This window comes from Clostridium sp. ZBS15 (assembly GCF_023845705.1).
GTDB lineage: Bacteria > Bacillota > Clostridia > Clostridiales > Clostridiaceae > Clostridium > Clostridium aquiflavi.
The window spans coordinates 101,013-118,854 of record NZ_JAMQHY010000012.1 but is presented as its reverse complement, the minus strand read 5'-3'; the positions used below and the strand labels follow the sequence as shown (position 1 = coordinate 118,854).

Below are 17,842 nucleotides of genomic sequence, written 5' to 3'. Positions count from 1 at the left end.
AAATAATCATATGCCGCACCATTATTACTGCACTGCGTTTGGAAAAGGCGCATGGCTAAAAAAATCGACGGCTCCAAAGTCGCCTTAGCGATTTTGTTCTAGGATATAATCTTCATCAACCAATTACATAATCATTTGATGATACCTATATAGACTGTTCAGTAATTTTAGATTCATTACTTTTTTGAATATTCCTTATCTGCAATTTATCAATTAAAGATATTATAAATCCAATAATACATCCTATTGCTGCAAGAAAATATACCCATCTCATGCCATATATAAATACATCTCCTCTGCCTTCAACATAACCCAATACTCTATATCCTATTTTATAACTCATTCTGTTATACAATACAGTAGTTGAAAATGAAACTCCGAAAACAAATCCTAAATTTCTAATAAGAGCATTTATTCCACCAGCTATTCCCAGTTTACTTTTTTCAACTGAAGACATTACTAAAGTATTATTAGGAGATTGGAAAATTCCATTACCTAAAGCTACTATAGATATAACACTAATAATTATTAGAAATGATGATTGCTCATTTAAAGTTGTCATAGCAAATAAACCTATAGCGCTTACTAAAAGACCACTTAAAGTAAGTATCTTACTTCCTATTTTATCTGCTAAATATCCACTTAATGGAGCTATAACAGTTAAAACAATAGGATAACCCATCATTATAAACCCTGTTGTACCTGGAGATAGTTCCAATACATCTTGAAGGTAAAAAGGTTGTATTATGTTTATACAACTAATTCCTACAAATGATAAAAAAGCACAAAATACATTGATAGAAAAAACTCTATTTTTAAATATTGATAAATCTACAAGTGGATCTTCTATTCTTAATTCTAATATAATAAATATAATAAAACTAACTAAAGCTATTATAAATGATAGAATTATTGTTATATGATTATAGCCAATCTTTTGTCCTGTAAGTAGTCCCTCAAATAATGAAACTATGCATATAAGAAAAAGTAAGGCTCCCTTATAATCTAAAGTTTGCTTTGTATTTATGTTTATTTTATCCTTAGGTAAATATTTCATTGCTGCTATAAAAGCTAATGTTCCTATTGGAACATTTATTAAAAATATGTACTCCCAGCTTACTATCGATATTATTAATCCTCCTAAAGGTGGTCCAAGTAAAGTTCCAAGTGCTACAAAGGTTCCAGAGATTCCAAGTGCTCTTCCTCTTTCATTCTTTGGAAACGTATGTGTTATAATTCCTTGACTTGTGGACATAGTCATAGCTGCACCTATTCCTTGAACAATTCTTGAAAATGTTAAAAAATTAAGCGTAGTTGATATTCCGCATAATAAAGAACCTAAAACAAATATTATAAATCCATATTTAAATACACTTGTTTTTCCTTTTATATCCCCCAATCTTCCAAATATAAGTATAGTTGCAGAAATCACTATAAGATATGTTGTAACCACTTGCTGTATACCAGCCATAGATGTTGAAAGATCCTTTGCCATAACAGGTAGTGCTACATTTATTATGCTACTATCAAGACATGCCATAAATGGTGACATAACTACTATGGCAAGGATTATCCAATTATTTTTGCTTATATTACTTTTTTCAGTTTTAGTCATACTTAATTTGTATCCCCTTCCTCATTTTATTCTTTAGTTTATTTAATACATACCATAAAGATATTATTTCCACTAAAGATTATAACATAATAATAAATATTTTAATGCAAACTATTATTACAAACATTTCTGTATTATCATATATATTTAAATTTTTTAACTTACTACATAATAGCTTAACTTTTATAGCCTATATTAATTAGTATTCTTCGCCCTTCAAGTTATAAATTTTACTAAACATTAAAGTAAAGAGGAGCTACTTATGCTTAATAAAATTAAACATAAATAACCCCTCTAAAATAATAATATTACTTAATTAAATATTTGAGCTTTATATTATTCACCTTGCGGTGTATATATAACTTTATCATTACCATCTATTATTATAAGAGATTTTGCTGGTATTTTTTCTCCTTCAGCATTTACTTCATTATTTGAGAAATTACACACTACTTTTATACCATCTTCATATTGAGTCATTTGAACCAATTTATCATCTGATAATATTTTGTAATCAGTCATTTCTTTATTTATTACTTTTTTACTAAAATCTGACCAAACTTTGCTATGTTTAATTATTATTTCTTTGTGCTCTACCCATTCATTTTTATCTAAATGATATAATGGTGGTACATTATAAAGGACTTCATATAACATTCTATTTTCTATCTCATCTTTTATTTTTAGTGTTCCCCATCCCCACCAATGTGTTGTTATAACTGAATCATTATAAACTAATTTATATAATGGAATAGTATAAGTTGTATCTAAAAATATTTTTTTATATTTGTCCTTTAATGGAATTTGTTTTGAGAACATTTCTGGTACGCCATTAGTATTGGAATAATATCTGCCAACATAATATTCACTATCTTTATTTTTATTCATATCCTTATCCATCCAAGAAAATGATGGTGTTTCTATTCCCTGTGCAAAAGCTATATTTTTGCTTGCAAAATCATTTCCACCTTCAGTACCAACTACCATGTTGTACTCTTTTTGAAGATAATCCATTCTTTCAAGTCTTGCTTTTATATCTTCTTCTTCAGTTGTAATATGATTTGGTGAATAATCATCAAAAATTTCTCCAGTTCCATCTGTATCTAGGAACCATGAATTAAATTGTAATCCTATATTTAAAATTGATGTTACTCTTTCCTTTACACTAGGCATTGCTAAAGTTGGATTTAACTTTCTTCCTACACCTTGGAATCCTTCAATTTTCTTTCCATCCTTTTTGGCTACAGTAGCTTCCTCAAAAAGAGATTTATCATTAAATTTAGCTGTTATCCATTGTTCTTCCCCTGGTTTGTGAATTGAATGATATGAGTCATAAGTTCCTATTAAATATCCTGCTTTATTTGCACTTTCCACAAGTTCAGGCTTTATAAAACCTTCTTGCCAATCATCTAGTCCAAGCCACATATTATCTAACCCTGAATTTTTCATATCTTCTATTACATCAACAGTGTTAGCATCAGACCATTTTTCAATAGGTACTAAATCATCTGATAGTACACTTTTTAACAATCTTTTATTTAAATTTATAAGTTCTACTGAATTTAAGTTATCAATACCTTTGTCTACTAAAACTTTGCTTTCATTATCTAAATTAGTGAAAATTTCAGAATTATAGAACTCTTTTAATTGCAATATTTCACTAAAACCTTTAAGCATTCCATTTTTAGTATACTTATCTGTATAATCTAACTTTTGAAATTCATCAAAAGCTGTTGCAAGCTCACCTCCATCTAAAACTTTTGTATTCAATAAATTTTGTATCCAAAGTTTTAGATTTTGAGGCATATTTTCTCTTAATCTATTCCACTTAATATTTTCTTCTGATATAACATTTCTGTCCCAAAAATACGCATGTGGTGCTCCATATAGTTTTTCAATATTTTTATTTTCTTTAGCTTTCTCTTCTAATGTTTTAAAGTTATCATTTTCAATTAAATAATTTTTATATGTTTTAGCGATATCTACAGGACTATTTTTAGTTAAGTAGACTCTAAAACCATATTCTTTATTTTTATTTATAGATGGGTATTCATGATTAAATGTAAACTTTATATTTTCTTTAGTATCAAAAGTAATATTGTTGTTATATGGATTTTTAATTATATATAATAACGAATAATCTTTCTTACTTGCTGCAAAAAACTGCATTGAAAAAGATTCTATAACTTTCATTTCAGATTCATTTAAATACTCTTTCCAAACTAAATCATTGCTTGGAATATACTTACCCTGATTTAGTGGAAGCATATAGCTTTCTCCGCTTACATTAGGCCAAGAAAATTTATTCTCCTCATCTTTAGTAGATTTTATAGAAATATCTAAGTAATTATTTTGTTTTTTAACATCAACATTTAAATTTTTCTCATCGTATTTCCATGACACTTCATCACCATTATTTTTCAGATCAGATACCTTCATATTTTCTAATGGTTCTGAAACTATTTCAGTCACTCCATTTGATTCAACTTCAACCTTAAATGTTTCTGGATCTACTTTAAAAGTAAAATCTAAATCTTCTACCTTTGAATAAAGCTTATTATTAATTTTATCTTTGTTTATGCATCCCATTAAAACTGTTGTAGCGCATGATACCGCTAGTATTAAAGATATTACTCTTTTCATTATTATCACCTCTTAAACAAAATAGCTTAAGAATGTTACATGAATGTTACATAAAACTCAATACTATTACCTTTTAAATTAAATCCAAAATCAAAGTTATATTTTTCTAATATACTTTTTATTATTGATAAACCTAACCCTGTTCCCGATATGTTTTTATTCCTTGATTTTTCTAATACACAGAAGGGTTGCCATATTTCATTTAAATTATATTTTTCTCTGTTTTCTATACCATTTGATATGAAAAATTCTACTTTCCCTAAAGTTTCTAATAATTTTATTTCAATACTATTGTTGCTAGTATATTTTATAGCATTAGTAATAAAATTATTTAATACTACCTCAATATCTTCTTCATCAGCATATATGATATATTCTTTGTTTTCATCAAAATTTAAATATAGTTTTATATCACTTTCTTTAAGAATAAGCTGATATTTTTTTATTATATCTTTAATATTTTTTCCTAAGTCAAAAGTTGAATTATTCCTTAGTTTATTTTCTAATTTTGCCCAAAATAATAATTTTTCTATTAAATAATCCATTTCATCAATTTGCTCTTGTATTGTATTTATATATGTACCGTCATCTAATCCATCTTCTAATCCCTGACTGTATACTTTAATCAAAGCTAAAGGTGTTTTTAATTCATGAGATATATCTGAAATTAATTCCTTCAATCTTTTATTTTTTATATTAATTTCACTATGAGCTTTCTCTAGACTTTCACTCATACTATTTATACTTATTGCAAGTTCTTCTATTTCATCATTAGTATGTATTTCTTCTTTTCTAAAATTCAACTCAGAAATATCCCTAGATAATTTTTTAAGATGCTCTAATGGATTTATTATTTTTTTTGATATTATGGCGCATAATATAATAATTATAATTATAGATAACATATTTAAGTATATGTTGAATTTATTTACAATGCTTATAGTCTCATCAATATAAGGTATAGATAATCCTATTGCAAATATATATGAATCTTTCTTTACAAACTTTGTTAACATCCTATATTTAGGTACGCCTTGATCATATATCTTATTAATGCTTCTATTATTTATATTATTTAGTGTTTCTTCAGTAACCCAAAATTTATTTAATTTAACTTTCTTTAAATTAAAATTTGAAATTAAATTTTCATTTATATTATTCAAATTATCATTCAAGTCTCCATATACGATGACAACACTGTTTTCTTGTTCTATTTTAGGTATATCATCAATTAGTACATCTATGTCTTCTGTTAATATTTGATTTTCTACACTATTTAAAATTTTACGTTTTTCAAATATATAATATTTTCCTACAAAGAATAAATTTATTAATATAGAAATTATAGAAACTATAATCACAACTGAAGCTATGCTAACAGTAAGCTTTCTGCTTATCTTAATTTTCATCAACCTCCAAACTATAACCTATTCCTCTATATGTTTTTATATTATCTTCTCCTATTTTTGCCCTTAATCGCCTTATATGAGTATCCACTGTTCTATAATCTCCAATATAATCAATTCCCCACACTAAATCTATAAGTTTATCTCTCGATAAGATAATACCTTTATTTTTTATAAAAACTAAAAGAAGATCATATTCTATTTTAGTTAGTTTTAAAATTTCATCATTTTTATATACTTTTTGTTCATTAATATTTAATTTAATACCATTAACTATCATTTTTTCATTAAAATTCACAAGTTTTTTAGCTCTTAATAAAAGTATTCTTGGATCAAATGGTTTTTTTACATATTCATCTGCCCCACAATTTAATGCTTCTATTTCATCATCATTTTGAGATTTTGCAGTTAATATTAGTACCTTTGCAGTACTGTTTTCCTTTATATATCTGCAAGCTTCTATTCCACTAATTTTAGGCATCATCCAATCTAACACTGCTATATCTATCTTATTTGAATGAAATATTTCTAATGCCATTTCACCATCTTCTGCCATAAAAGTATTAAATCCTTCTCTTTTAAAATAAGCTTCTAGTATTTTAAGCATCTGCTTTTCATCATCTGCAATCAATATATTCAATCTATACCGCTCCTTTTTTGTGCATCATATACATTAATTATATCCTATTAAATAAAGAAATAATATTATTTAGGTTTTAATCCTTATCCTTAAAATAAAATTATAATTTAAGTTATCTACAAATTTTTCAATAATATAATTTCCTAAATAATAAAAAAATTAGCACCTCAGAAAAACATTCTGAAGTGCTTTTTGTAAATAAATTGTTTTATAAAATGGGCTAATTTTGAGAGGATAATTTATATGATATTAAACTACTATATAATTAGTAGGATAAAGCTTTAATAAATTTATTGGTTATTTTTTAGTTCTTGTCTTCCTGCTACATAAACAAATGGAAGATATATTAATACACTAATAACTAAACAAATAAGAGCTGTAACTCCACCCATAATTGAGTTAGTAGAGAATATTGCACCTAAAATTGGAGGTGTTGTCCATCCTGCCATAATTGAAACTTTTGGTACAAAGTGTATTGCTGTTAAACCATATGCTGTTAATGCAGATACTAATGGTGCTAACATAAATGGAATAAAGTACATTGGATTTAATATTATTGGCATACCAAAAATTATTGGTTCATTAATATTAAAACATCCTGGTGCTAAGCTTAAATTTGCAATCATCTTTTGTTGAGATCCTGATTTCTTTCCTAAAATATATATCGCTATAATTAATGCAATAGTAGCTCCTGATCCACCCATATTTACATATGAATCTAAAAATTGACTACTTACAATATATTTTGGTTCTACTCCTGAATTAATTGCTTCTGTATTTAAAACAAGCAATGGAAGTAGTAGCGCATTTATAATTGGTGCAAGTATATTAGAACCATGTAATCCAAAGAACCATAGTAATTGAGATACAAAAATTATAAGTAATACTCCACCTAAACTACCTGCAACACCTTGTAGTGGTTTTTGTAGTGCTAAGAATAATGCCTGATGAACATCTGGTATATTTATAACTATTAATAATTCCTTAACTCCAGCTGTTAAAGCTAAAACTATAATTGATGGCAATAAAGCTGCAAAAGATTTAGAAACTGCTGGTGGAACTCCCTCTGGCATCTTTATTATTAATTTTGAATTTCCTGATAACTTAACAAAAATTTCTGTAACAACTAATGCTACTATTATAGATATAAATAGTCCTTGAGCTCCTAAGAAAGTAAATGGTAATGCACCTTCAGCATTTGTTGCATATAAAAGCATTGCAGATCCTAATGATAATATACCTGCTGCTAATGGATCCTTATCATATCCTTTTGCCAAATGATAAGATATTGTAAATACTATTAATATTGACATAACACCAAAAGAACCATTAGAAATAGCTACACCCCAAGCTTTCCATCCCACTGGTAATAGCCAATCCAGAAAGTTTTGATACCATTTAAAACCTAAATTATTAAATAATACTGCAAATGCTCCTGCCATAATTAATGGTGTTATTGTTGCAAACCCATCACGTATTGCTACTAAATGCCTTTGAGCACCTATTTTAGCTGCGATAGGTACAAAATGCTCTTCCATCCAATCAAAAAATTTTTTCATAGACCTTTTCCTCCTTACTTAGGTATATTTTTTTATTCTTATAACTTTTAACCTTTTACTTCTCTAAAACAAAAACTTGTCCAAGGTTCTATATAATTTAATAAAAATACTTCTTCATCAACTACCTTTCCAACCACATTTGTTTTTCCACTATTTTTCATATCCTTTAATGCAACTTGAAGTTCACCTGCATATCTAGTGTATAAATCCGAATCTATTAATAAATCTCCTCTTTTTATATTTGGAGTATTAACTGCTGGAAAGCGCTTATCTTTATATTTAACTCTACTTTGCGTAGACCTTATCATGTATTCTGATACATCACCTCTATTGTAATGAAATTCTTCAAGAACTATCTTTTTATCAAGTTCTGTTGCAGTTTCATCAAATTCAATATTAAGCATTAATTTTTCTTTATTTATTTCACTTAATATCTTTAATTCCTGTTCTGATGCAAAAGAATTTGCTATTATTACATCATCTATAAGTCCTGTTGCTAAAAAATGTTTAGCTTGTACATCTATTGGTAAGTTTCTATGCATTTCTAAAGTACATAACCCTTCTGATACAGGCCAAGGTCCATACTTGGCTTCTTTAGAATTTACAAAGGCGGCTGTTCTTAATCCAAGTTCCTTGAATTGTTTTGAACACTTAATAAAATGTTCAAGTGAAAGACCTGTATATTTATGAGGATAGAAATTATGACATCCATATAGATTATCAATATTGGATTTGTAAGATAAAATATTATCTATATACTTAGTCCCATTGCTCATATTAAGTTCTATTTTTAATCCATACTCATTAAAACTCATGATAGATTCCTCTAATCCACTAAAGCCTAAGTCTAGCCTTATTCCATCTAATCCAATATCTTTAAACACTTTTAGGTCATATATAGATGCCCCTAAACTTTTAAATACACTTGGATCTAAATCTGCAATCACCTCCATATTTTCTTCTTTAGCTGCACATAACATAGTTTTGAAATCACTAATTACATCTTCAGTGTTTTTATCAGCTACAGAAATTAAGCATGTAAAGATTCTTTTAAATCCATATTTGCCAGCTAAATGTATATACTTCACAATTTCATTTATATCTGCATGATTAGGATAAACTGAAATCCCGAGTCCTATCATTCTTTCATCCCCCATTCCATATAATAAGCTCCTATTGTTGGAGATACTTCTTCATCTAATTAACTTTATTACTTATTTAGCTTATCATCAAATTTCTCATACATATCTATGAATTCAATAGCAAGAGATTTTACTGTCATGCTTGTCATCAAATGATCTTGAGCATGTACCATAAGCAATGACACCTCTATTTTTTCTCCACCAGCTTCTTTTTGTATTAAAGATGATTGAACATTATGAGCTTTTGACATTTCTTCATCAGCTTTTTCTATCAATTCCCTAGCTTTATTTAAATCTCCCTTTTTAGCACATTGAATTGCTTCCATTGAATAACTTCTAACTTCCCCACTATGAACTATAAGATTCATTATTATTTCTTCCATATAGTTTCTCCCCTTTTTTTGATTATTTATTATCTATAAGTTCTAAAGCCCTTGCTAATACCTTCTTTCCATTCATTGTTCCATAATCAATAGTGTTTATAACTTCTACTGGCACATTCTTATCAGCTAGGCTTTTTTGAAATTGTTTTAATAAAAATCTAACTTGTGGCCCTAATAATAAAATATCAATATTATCTATATGATCTTTAACTTGTGCTTCTCCTGTTGCTTCTATACTACATTCAATTCCCTTCTCTTTTGCTGCTGCTTGCATTTTTGAAACTAATAAACTAGTAGACATTCCTGCACAACAAACTAACAATATCTTTTTCACTTAAAATCCTCCTTTAAATTTACAGTTTTATGTTACAGTTTTATATTACAGTTTTAAAACATATTCATTCTTGTTTATTATTTTTACCTTACACCTATATACTAAGCAATAACCATGCCAAAATTTATATTAAAGAAATTTTTCTTTAAAATCATGTTTTTCCTATGTTTATAGTCTATTCTCATATTGTAAAAATCTCAAAAAAAGTGTGTAAAATCAATTACACACTTTCTTATTTTTACACTCTATATAAGATTAACTCTTTTTATCTCAACCTGCAGTTAAGTTATAACTAATATTTACACTATATTTTCTACAACCATTCTAACTATATAAGCTAATTCATCATCACCAATTTCAATATTATAATTATTTTCTAAAATACCTAAACTTTTTCTAATAATCAAAAACTCCTTTAAATACTTATATCTATATTCTTCTAATTCATTAAACTTAGTCTGATTCATTCCATGTTTTAGTTTATCTATAAGAAAACTTATATGAATTAAAATTCCAATTTGTATATCATGTTGAATTTTAATATTCAAACTCTCTCCTATATCTCTTATCATATTTCTAATGTCACTAATTAAAGCCATACAATTAATTTCAGTTATTTCATTTTCCAATGCTTTTCTTACTTTTAAAAAATTACTTTCTATTTCAATTAAATCATCTAACTGCTTTACCCCATATTCCATAAAAACATCCTGTGCAGATACAAATGGTACTCCTTCAATAAATATATTTACAGTTCCAACCACAGCTAATATTATATATTTTTCTTTCAATGTACTTACCTTTTTTAAGAAATCTTCTTTATCTAATATATCAAGAGAAACAATGCTAACTTTTTCTATGTTTTTCAAACTACAACTTATTCTTGTTTTTATTCTTTCCGCTGCACCTTCTCCTGTAAAACAAGTTGTAATTATTATAAATTCTTTATGGCTACTATAATATTCCTTAGACATTTGTATTGAAGTTCTTCCTATTTCTTGACACGAACTATAAATAGCATCTAAGCTTCTTCCATTTATTGCTTTCCTTCCTGCCTCTATAACAGTTAATGTTGTTACCATGTCCACTGTCTTAACTTTAATACCTAATTCATCACTAATGATACTTCCAAAATTAATCAATGATCCCATATCCACCAATATTAATAATCCTTTTTTAGTATTCATTTCTTTAATTTTTTCTTTAGCTTTTTTAAACATAACCTCTGCCTTCATTGTTAATGGCATATCTAATGATTGTATATATTCTTCTCCTATAAGTGTATTAGCTACTTCAGTAATGCTGCTAGCTGTACTTCTTCCATGCATCATAACAAGGACACTAACTTTTTCTTCTACGTATTCACGAGCTTCGTCATCACATGCAGATAAAAACATAGTTACATAACCAATCTCATCTAAAGGAACATCTACATTAAATTCTTTTTCAATAATTTTAACTATATCCATGGCTACATTGAATTCTTCTCTATATTGAACTCTAATAATATTAAGTTTAGGATGATATATCTTTTTTCCACAAGTAATCCTCTCAATACTCCCTTGTAAATGCAGTGAAAGTCCAAAATAAACTCTTTGATTAAATTCTCTATTTAATCTTTTAGAAGCTATAAATAACATATTTTCAACAACTCTTATTATTTTTAATCCAACAATCTTAGAAATTTCTTCTTTTTTTAAATTTGTATTTATTGTATTTATATACTTTTTAAAATACTCTTCAAAATCAATATTTAAAATATTATTAATACTTTCTTCATCAATTCCTTGATTCTTTAATAATTCTACCTTATTTTCTATAATTGAATAAAAGCTCTTATTTTTAGCATTATTATATTCACCAATTTCTAATTCAAAATTTCTTTCAAAATTATCTTTACTTGAAAATCTTAAAATATCAGTAATATTTTTAACTATAACCTCTATTTCTTCCCTATGTTCTTGAATTTTCATTATTCCTTTTTGAACTCTAGGCTGTAATTCTTCTTGATCTACTAAAATATAATTGCTCTTGTTTATTTTATAATTTAAAAATGCCTTAGCACACGAAAGTTGAACATCACTTTTTAATTGTCCTATATTGTTAGGACAATCATATAGCAAAAAGGATATTATTGAATTTTTGCTTACATATATGCTTTTGCCAAGTCTTAATGATTCCGCTATTATAAATTCACTTAACAGCCTATATCTTTCTTCTAGCATTCTCTCTCTAAGTGGTGGTAATACTATTGTCATTGGAATTCTTCTAGTAAATGTCTTTAATAAAAATGATTCAGGTGATTCTGTAGTTGCTGCTATAATTTGTACTTCTGCTCTTATTTTCTTTTCTGTATCACCTAAAGCTCTGAAGTATCCTTTATCAATAAAAGTAAATAGCATTTCTTGTCCTTGTGGAGACAATCTATGTATCTCATCCAAGAAAAATATTCCACCATCTGCTTTTTTTAATAAGCCTTCTTTATCACTATCAGCACCAGTAAATGCTCCTTTTTTTATTCCAAATATTTGCCCAATAACTAATTGAGGGTTATCAGCATAATCTGCACAATTAAACCTGACAAATGGTGCATCATTCAATATCATATTAGACTCTTTTGCAAAGTAATACATAACTTCAGCAAATAATGATTTTCCAACACCAGTTTCACCTAATATTAAAGTGTGAAGTCCTCTAGGTGGATATAATATAGCTGCTTTTGCTTGTTGTATAGGCAATTTTAGTGAATGTTTTGAACCAACAAGCATCTCTAAACTATCTTTTTTATTAACTGTTCGCTCTTTACTATTTTCGCTTAAATCATTATTTTGTTTTATTTTTATACTACTATATACAACTGGTCTTCCATCCTTTTTATTCAATCTTTTCTCTTTATACAGTTCATTTAAATATCTACTTACATTAGTGCGATCTAATTCCATATATAAACTTAATTGAGCAGCTGTTACTCCCTTTTCACTTTTACTTTCAAGCTCTAGTAGTTTTATCATAACCTCTTCTTTTCTAGTTATGTTAACCATTATAATCCCCCCTTCCTATATAAAAGTTAGTTTCTTAATATTGGACTTTATTTTAATATAGTCCATAAATTCATACACAAAGTTGAACAAAATACTTGAATTGATACATAAAAAACTATCCAAAATGTTTTTTATTCTGAATAGTTTTTCATTGTCAATTAAACAAAACATGTTATCTATAAGCTTTTATACAATCTAACTATGCTCTGTACTATACATAATCCTTACAGACTCATTGATAACAAATTTATAACCATTAGTTTTTATAAGCTCTATCTAAATATAATAATTATGCTTGTACTAAAATACCACTAGTTCTTAAAGTATAGCGTCTCCTTTAAATTGAGGTAAATACTTTTTATGTGCTAAAAGTAATTCATCTAATACTGTCTTTGCAACATTACCACTTGGAACTAATGGATTTATTATAAAAGCTTGTAATGCTTTATTATAATCACCACTAATTGCGGCTAAAATGGTTTCTTGTTCCATAGATTTCATTAATTGAAGCATTCCCCTTGATGATGCATCTAATTGTCCAAAACATATTGGTTCTGGACCATGTGATGTTATTATACTTGAAACTTCTGCAACAGAATCATATGGAAGATCTATAATTGCTCCTTTGTTTAAAGTGCTCACCACCATAATATTTCTTTTATCGTTAAATATTGAACTTATAACTTCACATGCTGAATCGCTATAATAAGCTCCACCTCTTTTAGTTAATTGTTCTGGTTTATAATCTAAATTAACATCTTTGTATAATTCAAACAATTCCTCTTCTGTTTTTTTAACAACCTCAGCTCTTGTTTCTCCCTTTGAAAAGCCTTCCAGTTCTTCATTTAGCATATCATCTGTAGCATAATAGTAATTATGGTATGGACACGGTAATAATCCTAAATCTTTTATTTGTTCATATATAAATTTTGATTCTTTAATATTTGCTACTACCGCTTCATTATTTGAATCCTCATTAATTGGATTATATAATAATTCTATTAATTCTTTTGTTCTTTCATTTCCACAACTATCCCATACCCTATGATAGTGAAAATGATTTATTCCTCCAAACTTAAAAAATAAATCTTCTTCTTCAAGTTCTAATGCTTTACTATCTTGTTTTATACAATTTATAGGTACATTACAAAGTCCAATGGTTTTATTAAAGCCCCCATATTTAATAGCAGCTTCAGTTATCATACCTGCTGGGTTTGTAAAATTTATAAGCCATGCATCTGGACATAATTCTTTTATATCTTCAATTATTTCTAAAATAACTGGAATTGTCCTAAAGGCTTTAAACATGCCACCTGCACCATTGGTTTCTTGTCCCATTAGTCCATGACTTAAAGGAATTCTTTCATCCTTTATTCTCGCATCCAAAAGGCCTACTCTAAATTGAGTTGTTACAAAGTCAGCATCCTTTAATGCCTCTCTTCTATTTAAAGTTAAATTAATTTTCCAATTTAATTTAGCTGCCTTAACCATTCTTTTAGCCATAGCACCAACAATTTCTAATTTTTCTTTTCCATCTTCAATATCTACAAGCCAAATTTCTTTAATTGGAAGTTCCTTACTACGCTTTATAAAACCCTCAATTAATTCTGGAGTATAACTTGACCCCCCTCCAATAGTAACTATTTTTATTTCTTTTTTATCCATATTTCTAACCTCCATAAAAATTATTTGTTAAACAATATGAATATGTTTACACAATTGCTGAATTAGCATTTTAAAACATAAAATACTACTATTTATTTTAAATATTTTGTAAGGTATATTTTTAATCATTCATTAAATTCAGCAATCTTTTAGTAAAACTGTATGTATTATTAAAATTAATGTTTTTTTTACTTTATTTCTAACTTCATCAGGCAATTCACATTTTAATGTTCTTTCTAATAATCCCTTATTTTTTATTCCATTTGATATTAGATAGTCCTCTATGAAATTCACTTTTTTCTCTCTATTTGGAATTAACTGATATATAACATACCAATCCTCTAAAGAAGTTAATGGTATATTTACTCCATTTATATTCTTAAATTCTGAAATTGACTTATTATCAAAAGTATATTTAAATACTCCACCATTATAGTTAATGTTTAATCCAGCCATGACATCAATATCAATTCCATTCACAACATATTCATAAAAGTATTTTGTAGAATATGTCTTGGACTCTTTTTTTTCTTTCTTTTCACCAATACTTTTTAAAATTTTATCGACTCTTTCAATATCATTTGTGTCTACTAAAACATCAATATCATTAGGATGATCTGCAAGTCCATAACTATTTAATAAAATAGATGCTCCTACAGCCCATACTACTCCACTTTCATTTAATTTTTCTCCTATGTAACTTAAAGTCTTAAAAATCATTGTCCACCTCATAAGTTTATTTTTTATCTTAATTTCTTCTTGTTTGTATCAATCATATTTTTTATATGTGCAAAATAATGGAGTTATTAAAATCATAATAATTAGCCATAGTCCATATAAAATTAATATTTTAGAACCTATTAAATTTGTTACAAGTACTGGTGCTGTAACTAATACATTAATTAATAAATTAGAATACCATGTCAACTTATATTCAGTTAAACATTCTTCACATTTTATATTTTTATATTCTTTAATTGCCCACACTGATTTTATTACTTCTCTGTATTTAAATTTATGACTACAGTATTCACATCTATTTCTCATATAGCACTCCTAAAAATTTCTTAATTCAATCCAGTCTTCTTAGATAAATACCTAAAAATACAATTAAAATTTAAATATTAAACGCCAAAAATTAAAGTTCCTAAATGCCAATACAAAAATGGAGCTATAATTAAAAGTATATTAAAAATAATACCTATCTTCCATAGTTTATTATCTGAAAGCTTTCTTGAAATTAATGCTAAAATAACTCCTATTGAGCATATATATGGAGCTAGCATTAATGGCATACCTTCAAATTTTTGATATGCTGTTATATCAAAAAGCCAATTAAGAATGAACATAAAAACAATTATAGGAATTCCAAGAGAAATACCCCCTAGTTTATTGCCTACATTTAATATTGAAATTTTATTTTGCATATAAGTTTCTCCCCCTATGTATCTTAAATTCTTCTATATTATAATATCTTTTGTTAAATTATAACATATTTATCTGTTTGTGTTATAATTTAGCAAAAGATTAAATTTATATTTAGGAGTAATAATTATGAAAAAACGTTATTTTATAGTCTTATCTATAATTATTTTATCAATTATCTTAATATACTACTTTTATCCTAGAAAAACTACCATAGGTAATGTTTTATCTAATAATTGTAATTTAGAAACTATTGATAAACTTTATATTAGAGGTGTTAATTCTGGAAATGAAAAAAATATTAAAGACAAAGAGGAAATAAAGCAAATCTTATCCTACATTTCTAATACAAAAATTATTAGGTACTTTGGAGATACATCTAAAAATAGAACTAAAGGGTCTTTTGAGATATGTATTTATGAAAATTCAGATGATATTTTATGTATTTATACGCTAGGCAAAGAATATTTAATTATTTGGTATAGAGATAATTCAAACAAAACATATAAAGTAATTGATGATAGCTTTGATCGTAATTATATGAATAAAGTACTTTCTTAATTTTCTTTGCTACTTATTTAAAACTTAGGTAGAGTCTTTATATGAGATGAATCTTTATCAAAAAATTTCTTATTAATTAATAAAATTTAAAGCTACTTATATTAAACTTTCACGTGGTAATTTAATATAATAAAAAAAGAACTCCTTGCTTATAATGATTAAGCAAAGAATTTTTTTATCTGTATTAACTTAATTAAACTAATATTTATTTTTAGAATTTTAAATTAAATTTCCTATTTTATAAACTTCATATTAAAATACAAACATAATCTAAAATAGCAATCCTCTACTTATTAAAACTATAATAATTAGATGAATGGGATAAATTACATAAAACATCCATTTACTAAATTTATTACGCAAACCTAATTTTCCATTATACATAAGTATTAATATTATTGAAAATACCATCATCCATTGATAATCCCAAATAAATATTGATTCCATAAAATATTCTCCAAGACTTAATGATGATAAAATAGGTGATATACTAAATAGTATATATGCTATGGACATTAATATCTTCTTTTCTTTTAAGAAATAAAATATTAATGTCATTCCCAAACCATATACAGATGCTTCTGTAAAAATCATCAATATTCCAATTACCACACTACACAATATTCCAATCCAATAATCCTTGCCTTCTTGTTTACACTTTTTAGTGTACTCTATCATATTCATAAGTGCTACTGCTAATCCTAATGATAAAAATATATTGTTATGGATATTAAATGTAATATCAACAAAAATCATTATAATTCCAAATACAAATAGTCTCTTCATATAACTAATTCTACTCTTAGTCTTAAAAAATCCTTCTACTATTAAATAAAAGAATACTGGTGCTGCAAGTTTTCCTAAATATCCAAACCATATAGGAATATTTACTCCACTTACTGGTCCCATATAAGTATAAATGTGATCTAATATCATAAATATTAAAGCTATTACTTTTAATTGAAATGAGTTAAACATAAATCATCTTCTCCTTTGTTATATTCTACATAAATTATTCTATACTAACTTAATAGAATCACATATTTAAATATCTTTCATTTACATTACATTTTTGTAAGATAAATTTCTATTAAATCTGCATATATTTCTATTAATTGCTCATATTCTAAAATATATCTTATTATTTTTGGATTTTAGTCATTGAATACCTGAAAGATGAATATATATTTAATAAATTATAATTAGAGAGGATTTATTATATTATGAGTAAACATTGTTTTAATTTTGATAATTTAACCGATAAGTTAGTTCACATTTTATATGTAGCAAAAGTAGAAAATGCTTTAGGATTAGTTATTGTTGAGTTAATAAACTATTATGGAGAAAATACTGTTAAAGACTGTATCAATATATGTAAAAGCCGATATCCTTATATATTTAATTAAATCTCTTCCTTATAATAAAATT

Annotated in this window: 16 protein-coding genes; 2 read left to right on the top strand and 14 right to left on the bottom strand. The window is 26.4% G+C overall.

What is annotated here, in order from left to right; all coding sequences use genetic code 11:
- Positions 1–145: 145 nt before the first annotated feature.
- From NG904_RS06615 to NG904_RS06555, 13 genes are all read right to left on the bottom strand, one after another.
- Positions 146–1,615, bottom strand: a complete 1,470-nt coding sequence (locus NG904_RS06615; RefSeq protein WP_252230635.1) for an MFS transporter — start codon at positions 1,613–1,615, stop codon at positions 146–148.
- A 336-nt stretch (positions 1,616–1,951) separates the two neighbouring features.
- Positions 1,952–4,258, bottom strand: coding sequence for a glycoside hydrolase (locus NG904_RS06610; RefSeq protein ID WP_252230633.1), 2,307 nt, complete (start codon positions 4,256–4,258; stop codon positions 1,952–1,954).
- Positions 4,259–4,293: 35 nt separating this feature from the next.
- Positions 4,294–5,667 carry a sensor histidine kinase gene (locus NG904_RS06605; RefSeq protein ID WP_252230631.1) on the bottom strand — a complete coding sequence of 458 codons (1,374 nt, stop codon included), beginning with the start codon at positions 5,665–5,667 and terminating at the stop codon, positions 4,294–4,296.
- On the bottom strand, positions 5,657–6,304 hold the full coding sequence (locus tag NG904_RS06600; RefSeq protein ID WP_252230629.1) for a response regulator transcription factor: 648 nt from the start codon (positions 6,302–6,304) through the stop codon (positions 5,657–5,659). Before NG904_RS06600 ends, NG904_RS06605 begins: the two co-directional genes overlap by 11 nt.
- A 290-nt stretch (positions 6,305–6,594) precedes the next feature.
- Positions 6,595–7,863: a PTS sugar transporter subunit IIC gene (locus tag NG904_RS06595; protein ID WP_252230627.1), complete on the bottom strand. Its 1,269-nt coding sequence runs from the start codon at positions 7,861–7,863 to the stop codon at positions 6,595–6,597.
- 47 nt (positions 7,864–7,910) lie between these two features.
- Complete coding sequence (locus NG904_RS06590) at positions 7,911–9,005, bottom strand: DUF871 domain-containing protein (RefSeq protein WP_252214388.1); 1,095 nt, start codon at positions 9,003–9,005, stop codon at positions 7,911–7,913.
- A 68-nt stretch (positions 9,006–9,073) separates the two neighbouring features.
- Positions 9,074–9,388 (bottom strand): PTS sugar transporter subunit IIA, encoded by a 315-nt coding sequence (locus tag NG904_RS06585; protein ID WP_252214226.1) that lies wholly within the window; start codon positions 9,386–9,388, stop codon positions 9,074–9,076.
- A 22-nt stretch (positions 9,389–9,410) separates the two neighbouring features.
- A complete protein-coding gene (locus NG904_RS06580) occupies positions 9,411–9,722 on the bottom strand; it encodes a PTS sugar transporter subunit IIB (protein ID WP_252214228.1) in 312 nt (103 codons plus the stop codon).
- 299 nt (positions 9,723–10,021) lie between these two features.
- On the bottom strand, positions 10,022–12,763 hold the full coding sequence (locus NG904_RS06575) for a sigma-54-dependent transcriptional regulator (protein WP_252230625.1): 2,742 nt from the start codon (positions 12,761–12,763) through the stop codon (positions 10,022–10,024).
- A 318-nt stretch (positions 12,764–13,081) separates the two neighbouring features.
- Positions 13,082–14,428 (bottom strand): 6-phospho-beta-glucosidase, encoded by a 1,347-nt coding sequence (locus NG904_RS06570; RefSeq protein ID WP_252230623.1) that lies wholly within the window; start codon positions 14,426–14,428, stop codon positions 13,082–13,084.
- A 138-nt stretch (positions 14,429–14,566) separates the two neighbouring features.
- A complete protein-coding gene (locus tag NG904_RS06565; protein WP_252230621.1) occupies positions 14,567–15,148 on the bottom strand; it encodes a nucleotidyltransferase family protein in 582 nt (193 codons plus the stop codon).
- A 48-nt stretch (positions 15,149–15,196) separates the two neighbouring features.
- On the bottom strand, positions 15,197–15,475 hold the full coding sequence (locus tag NG904_RS06560; RefSeq protein ID WP_252230619.1) for a TIGR04104 family putative zinc finger protein: 279 nt from the start codon (positions 15,473–15,475) through the stop codon (positions 15,197–15,199).
- 77 nt (positions 15,476–15,552) lie between these two features.
- Positions 15,553–15,855: a YnaG family membrane protein gene (locus NG904_RS06555; protein WP_252230618.1), complete on the bottom strand. Its 303-nt coding sequence runs from the start codon at positions 15,853–15,855 to the stop codon at positions 15,553–15,555.
- A gap of 127 nt (positions 15,856–15,982) precedes the next feature.
- On the opposite strand from NG904_RS06555, the gene NG904_RS06550 reads away from it, so the two are divergent.
- Positions 15,983–16,414, top strand: coding sequence for a hypothetical protein (locus tag NG904_RS06550; protein ID WP_252230616.1), 432 nt, complete (start codon positions 15,983–15,985; stop codon positions 16,412–16,414).
- Between the two features lie 270 nt (positions 16,415–16,684).
- On the opposite strand, the gene NG904_RS06545 is transcribed toward NG904_RS06550, so the two are convergent.
- Entirely contained in the window at positions 16,685–17,392 is a 708-nt protein-coding gene (locus tag NG904_RS06545; RefSeq protein ID WP_252214236.1) for a TraX family protein, read from the bottom strand.
- A gap of 245 nt (positions 17,393–17,637) precedes the next feature.
- On the opposite strand from NG904_RS06545, the gene NG904_RS06540 reads away from it, so the two are divergent.
- The gene (locus NG904_RS06540) at positions 17,638–17,820 is read left to right on the top strand and encodes a hypothetical protein (RefSeq protein ID WP_252214238.1); all 183 of its coding nucleotides are present in this window, start codon (positions 17,638–17,640) and stop codon (positions 17,818–17,820) included.
- Positions 17,821–17,842: the final 22 nt, after the last annotated feature.

What these genes read in the sequence shown, in the direction of transcription:
- NG904_RS06615 (WP_252230635.1), bottom strand. Translation starts at nt 1,615, where the DNA reads ATGACTAAAACTGAAAAAAGTAATATAAGCAAAAATAATTGGATAATC.
- NG904_RS06560 (WP_252230619.1), bottom strand. Translation starts at nt 15,475, where the DNA reads ATGAGAAATAGATGTGAATACTGTAGTCATAAATTTAAATACAGAGAA.
- NG904_RS06570 (WP_252230623.1), bottom strand. Translation starts at nt 14,428, where the DNA reads ATGGATAAAAAAGAAATAAAAATAGTTACTATTGGAGGGGGGTCAAGT.
- NG904_RS06550 (WP_252230616.1), top strand. Translation starts at nt 15,983, where the DNA reads ATGAAAAAACGTTATTTTATAGTCTTATCTATAATTATTTTATCAATT.
- NG904_RS06575 (WP_252230625.1), bottom strand. Translation starts at nt 12,763, where the DNA reads ATGGTTAACATAACTAGAAAAGAAGAGGTTATGATAAAACTACTAGAG.
- NG904_RS06555 (WP_252230618.1), bottom strand. Translation starts at nt 15,855, where the DNA reads ATGCAAAATAAAATTTCAATATTAAATGTAGGCAATAAACTAGGGGGT.
- NG904_RS06565 (WP_252230621.1), bottom strand. Translation starts at nt 15,148, where the DNA reads ATGATTTTTAAGACTTTAAGTTACATAGGAGAAAAATTAAATGAAAGT.
- NG904_RS06545 (WP_252214236.1), bottom strand. Translation starts at nt 17,392, where the DNA reads ATGTTTAACTCATTTCAATTAAAAGTAATAGCTTTAATATTTATGATA.
- NG904_RS06590 (WP_252214388.1), bottom strand. Translation starts at nt 9,005, where the DNA reads ATGATAGGACTCGGGATTTCAGTTTATCCTAATCATGCAGATATAAAT.
- NG904_RS06610 (WP_252230633.1), bottom strand. Translation starts at nt 4,258, where the DNA reads ATGAAAAGAGTAATATCTTTAATACTAGCGGTATCATGCGCTACAACA.
- NG904_RS06605 (WP_252230631.1), bottom strand. Translation starts at nt 5,667, where the DNA reads ATGAAAATTAAGATAAGCAGAAAGCTTACTGTTAGCATAGCTTCAGTT.
- NG904_RS06585 (WP_252214226.1), bottom strand. Translation starts at nt 9,388, where the DNA reads ATGGAAGAAATAATAATGAATCTTATAGTTCATAGTGGGGAAGTTAGA.
- NG904_RS06540 (WP_252214238.1), top strand. Translation starts at nt 17,638, where the DNA reads ATGAGTAAACATTGTTTTAATTTTGATAATTTAACCGATAAGTTAGTT.
- NG904_RS06595 (WP_252230627.1), bottom strand. Translation starts at nt 7,863, where the DNA reads ATGAAAAAATTTTTTGATTGGATGGAAGAGCATTTTGTACCTATCGCA.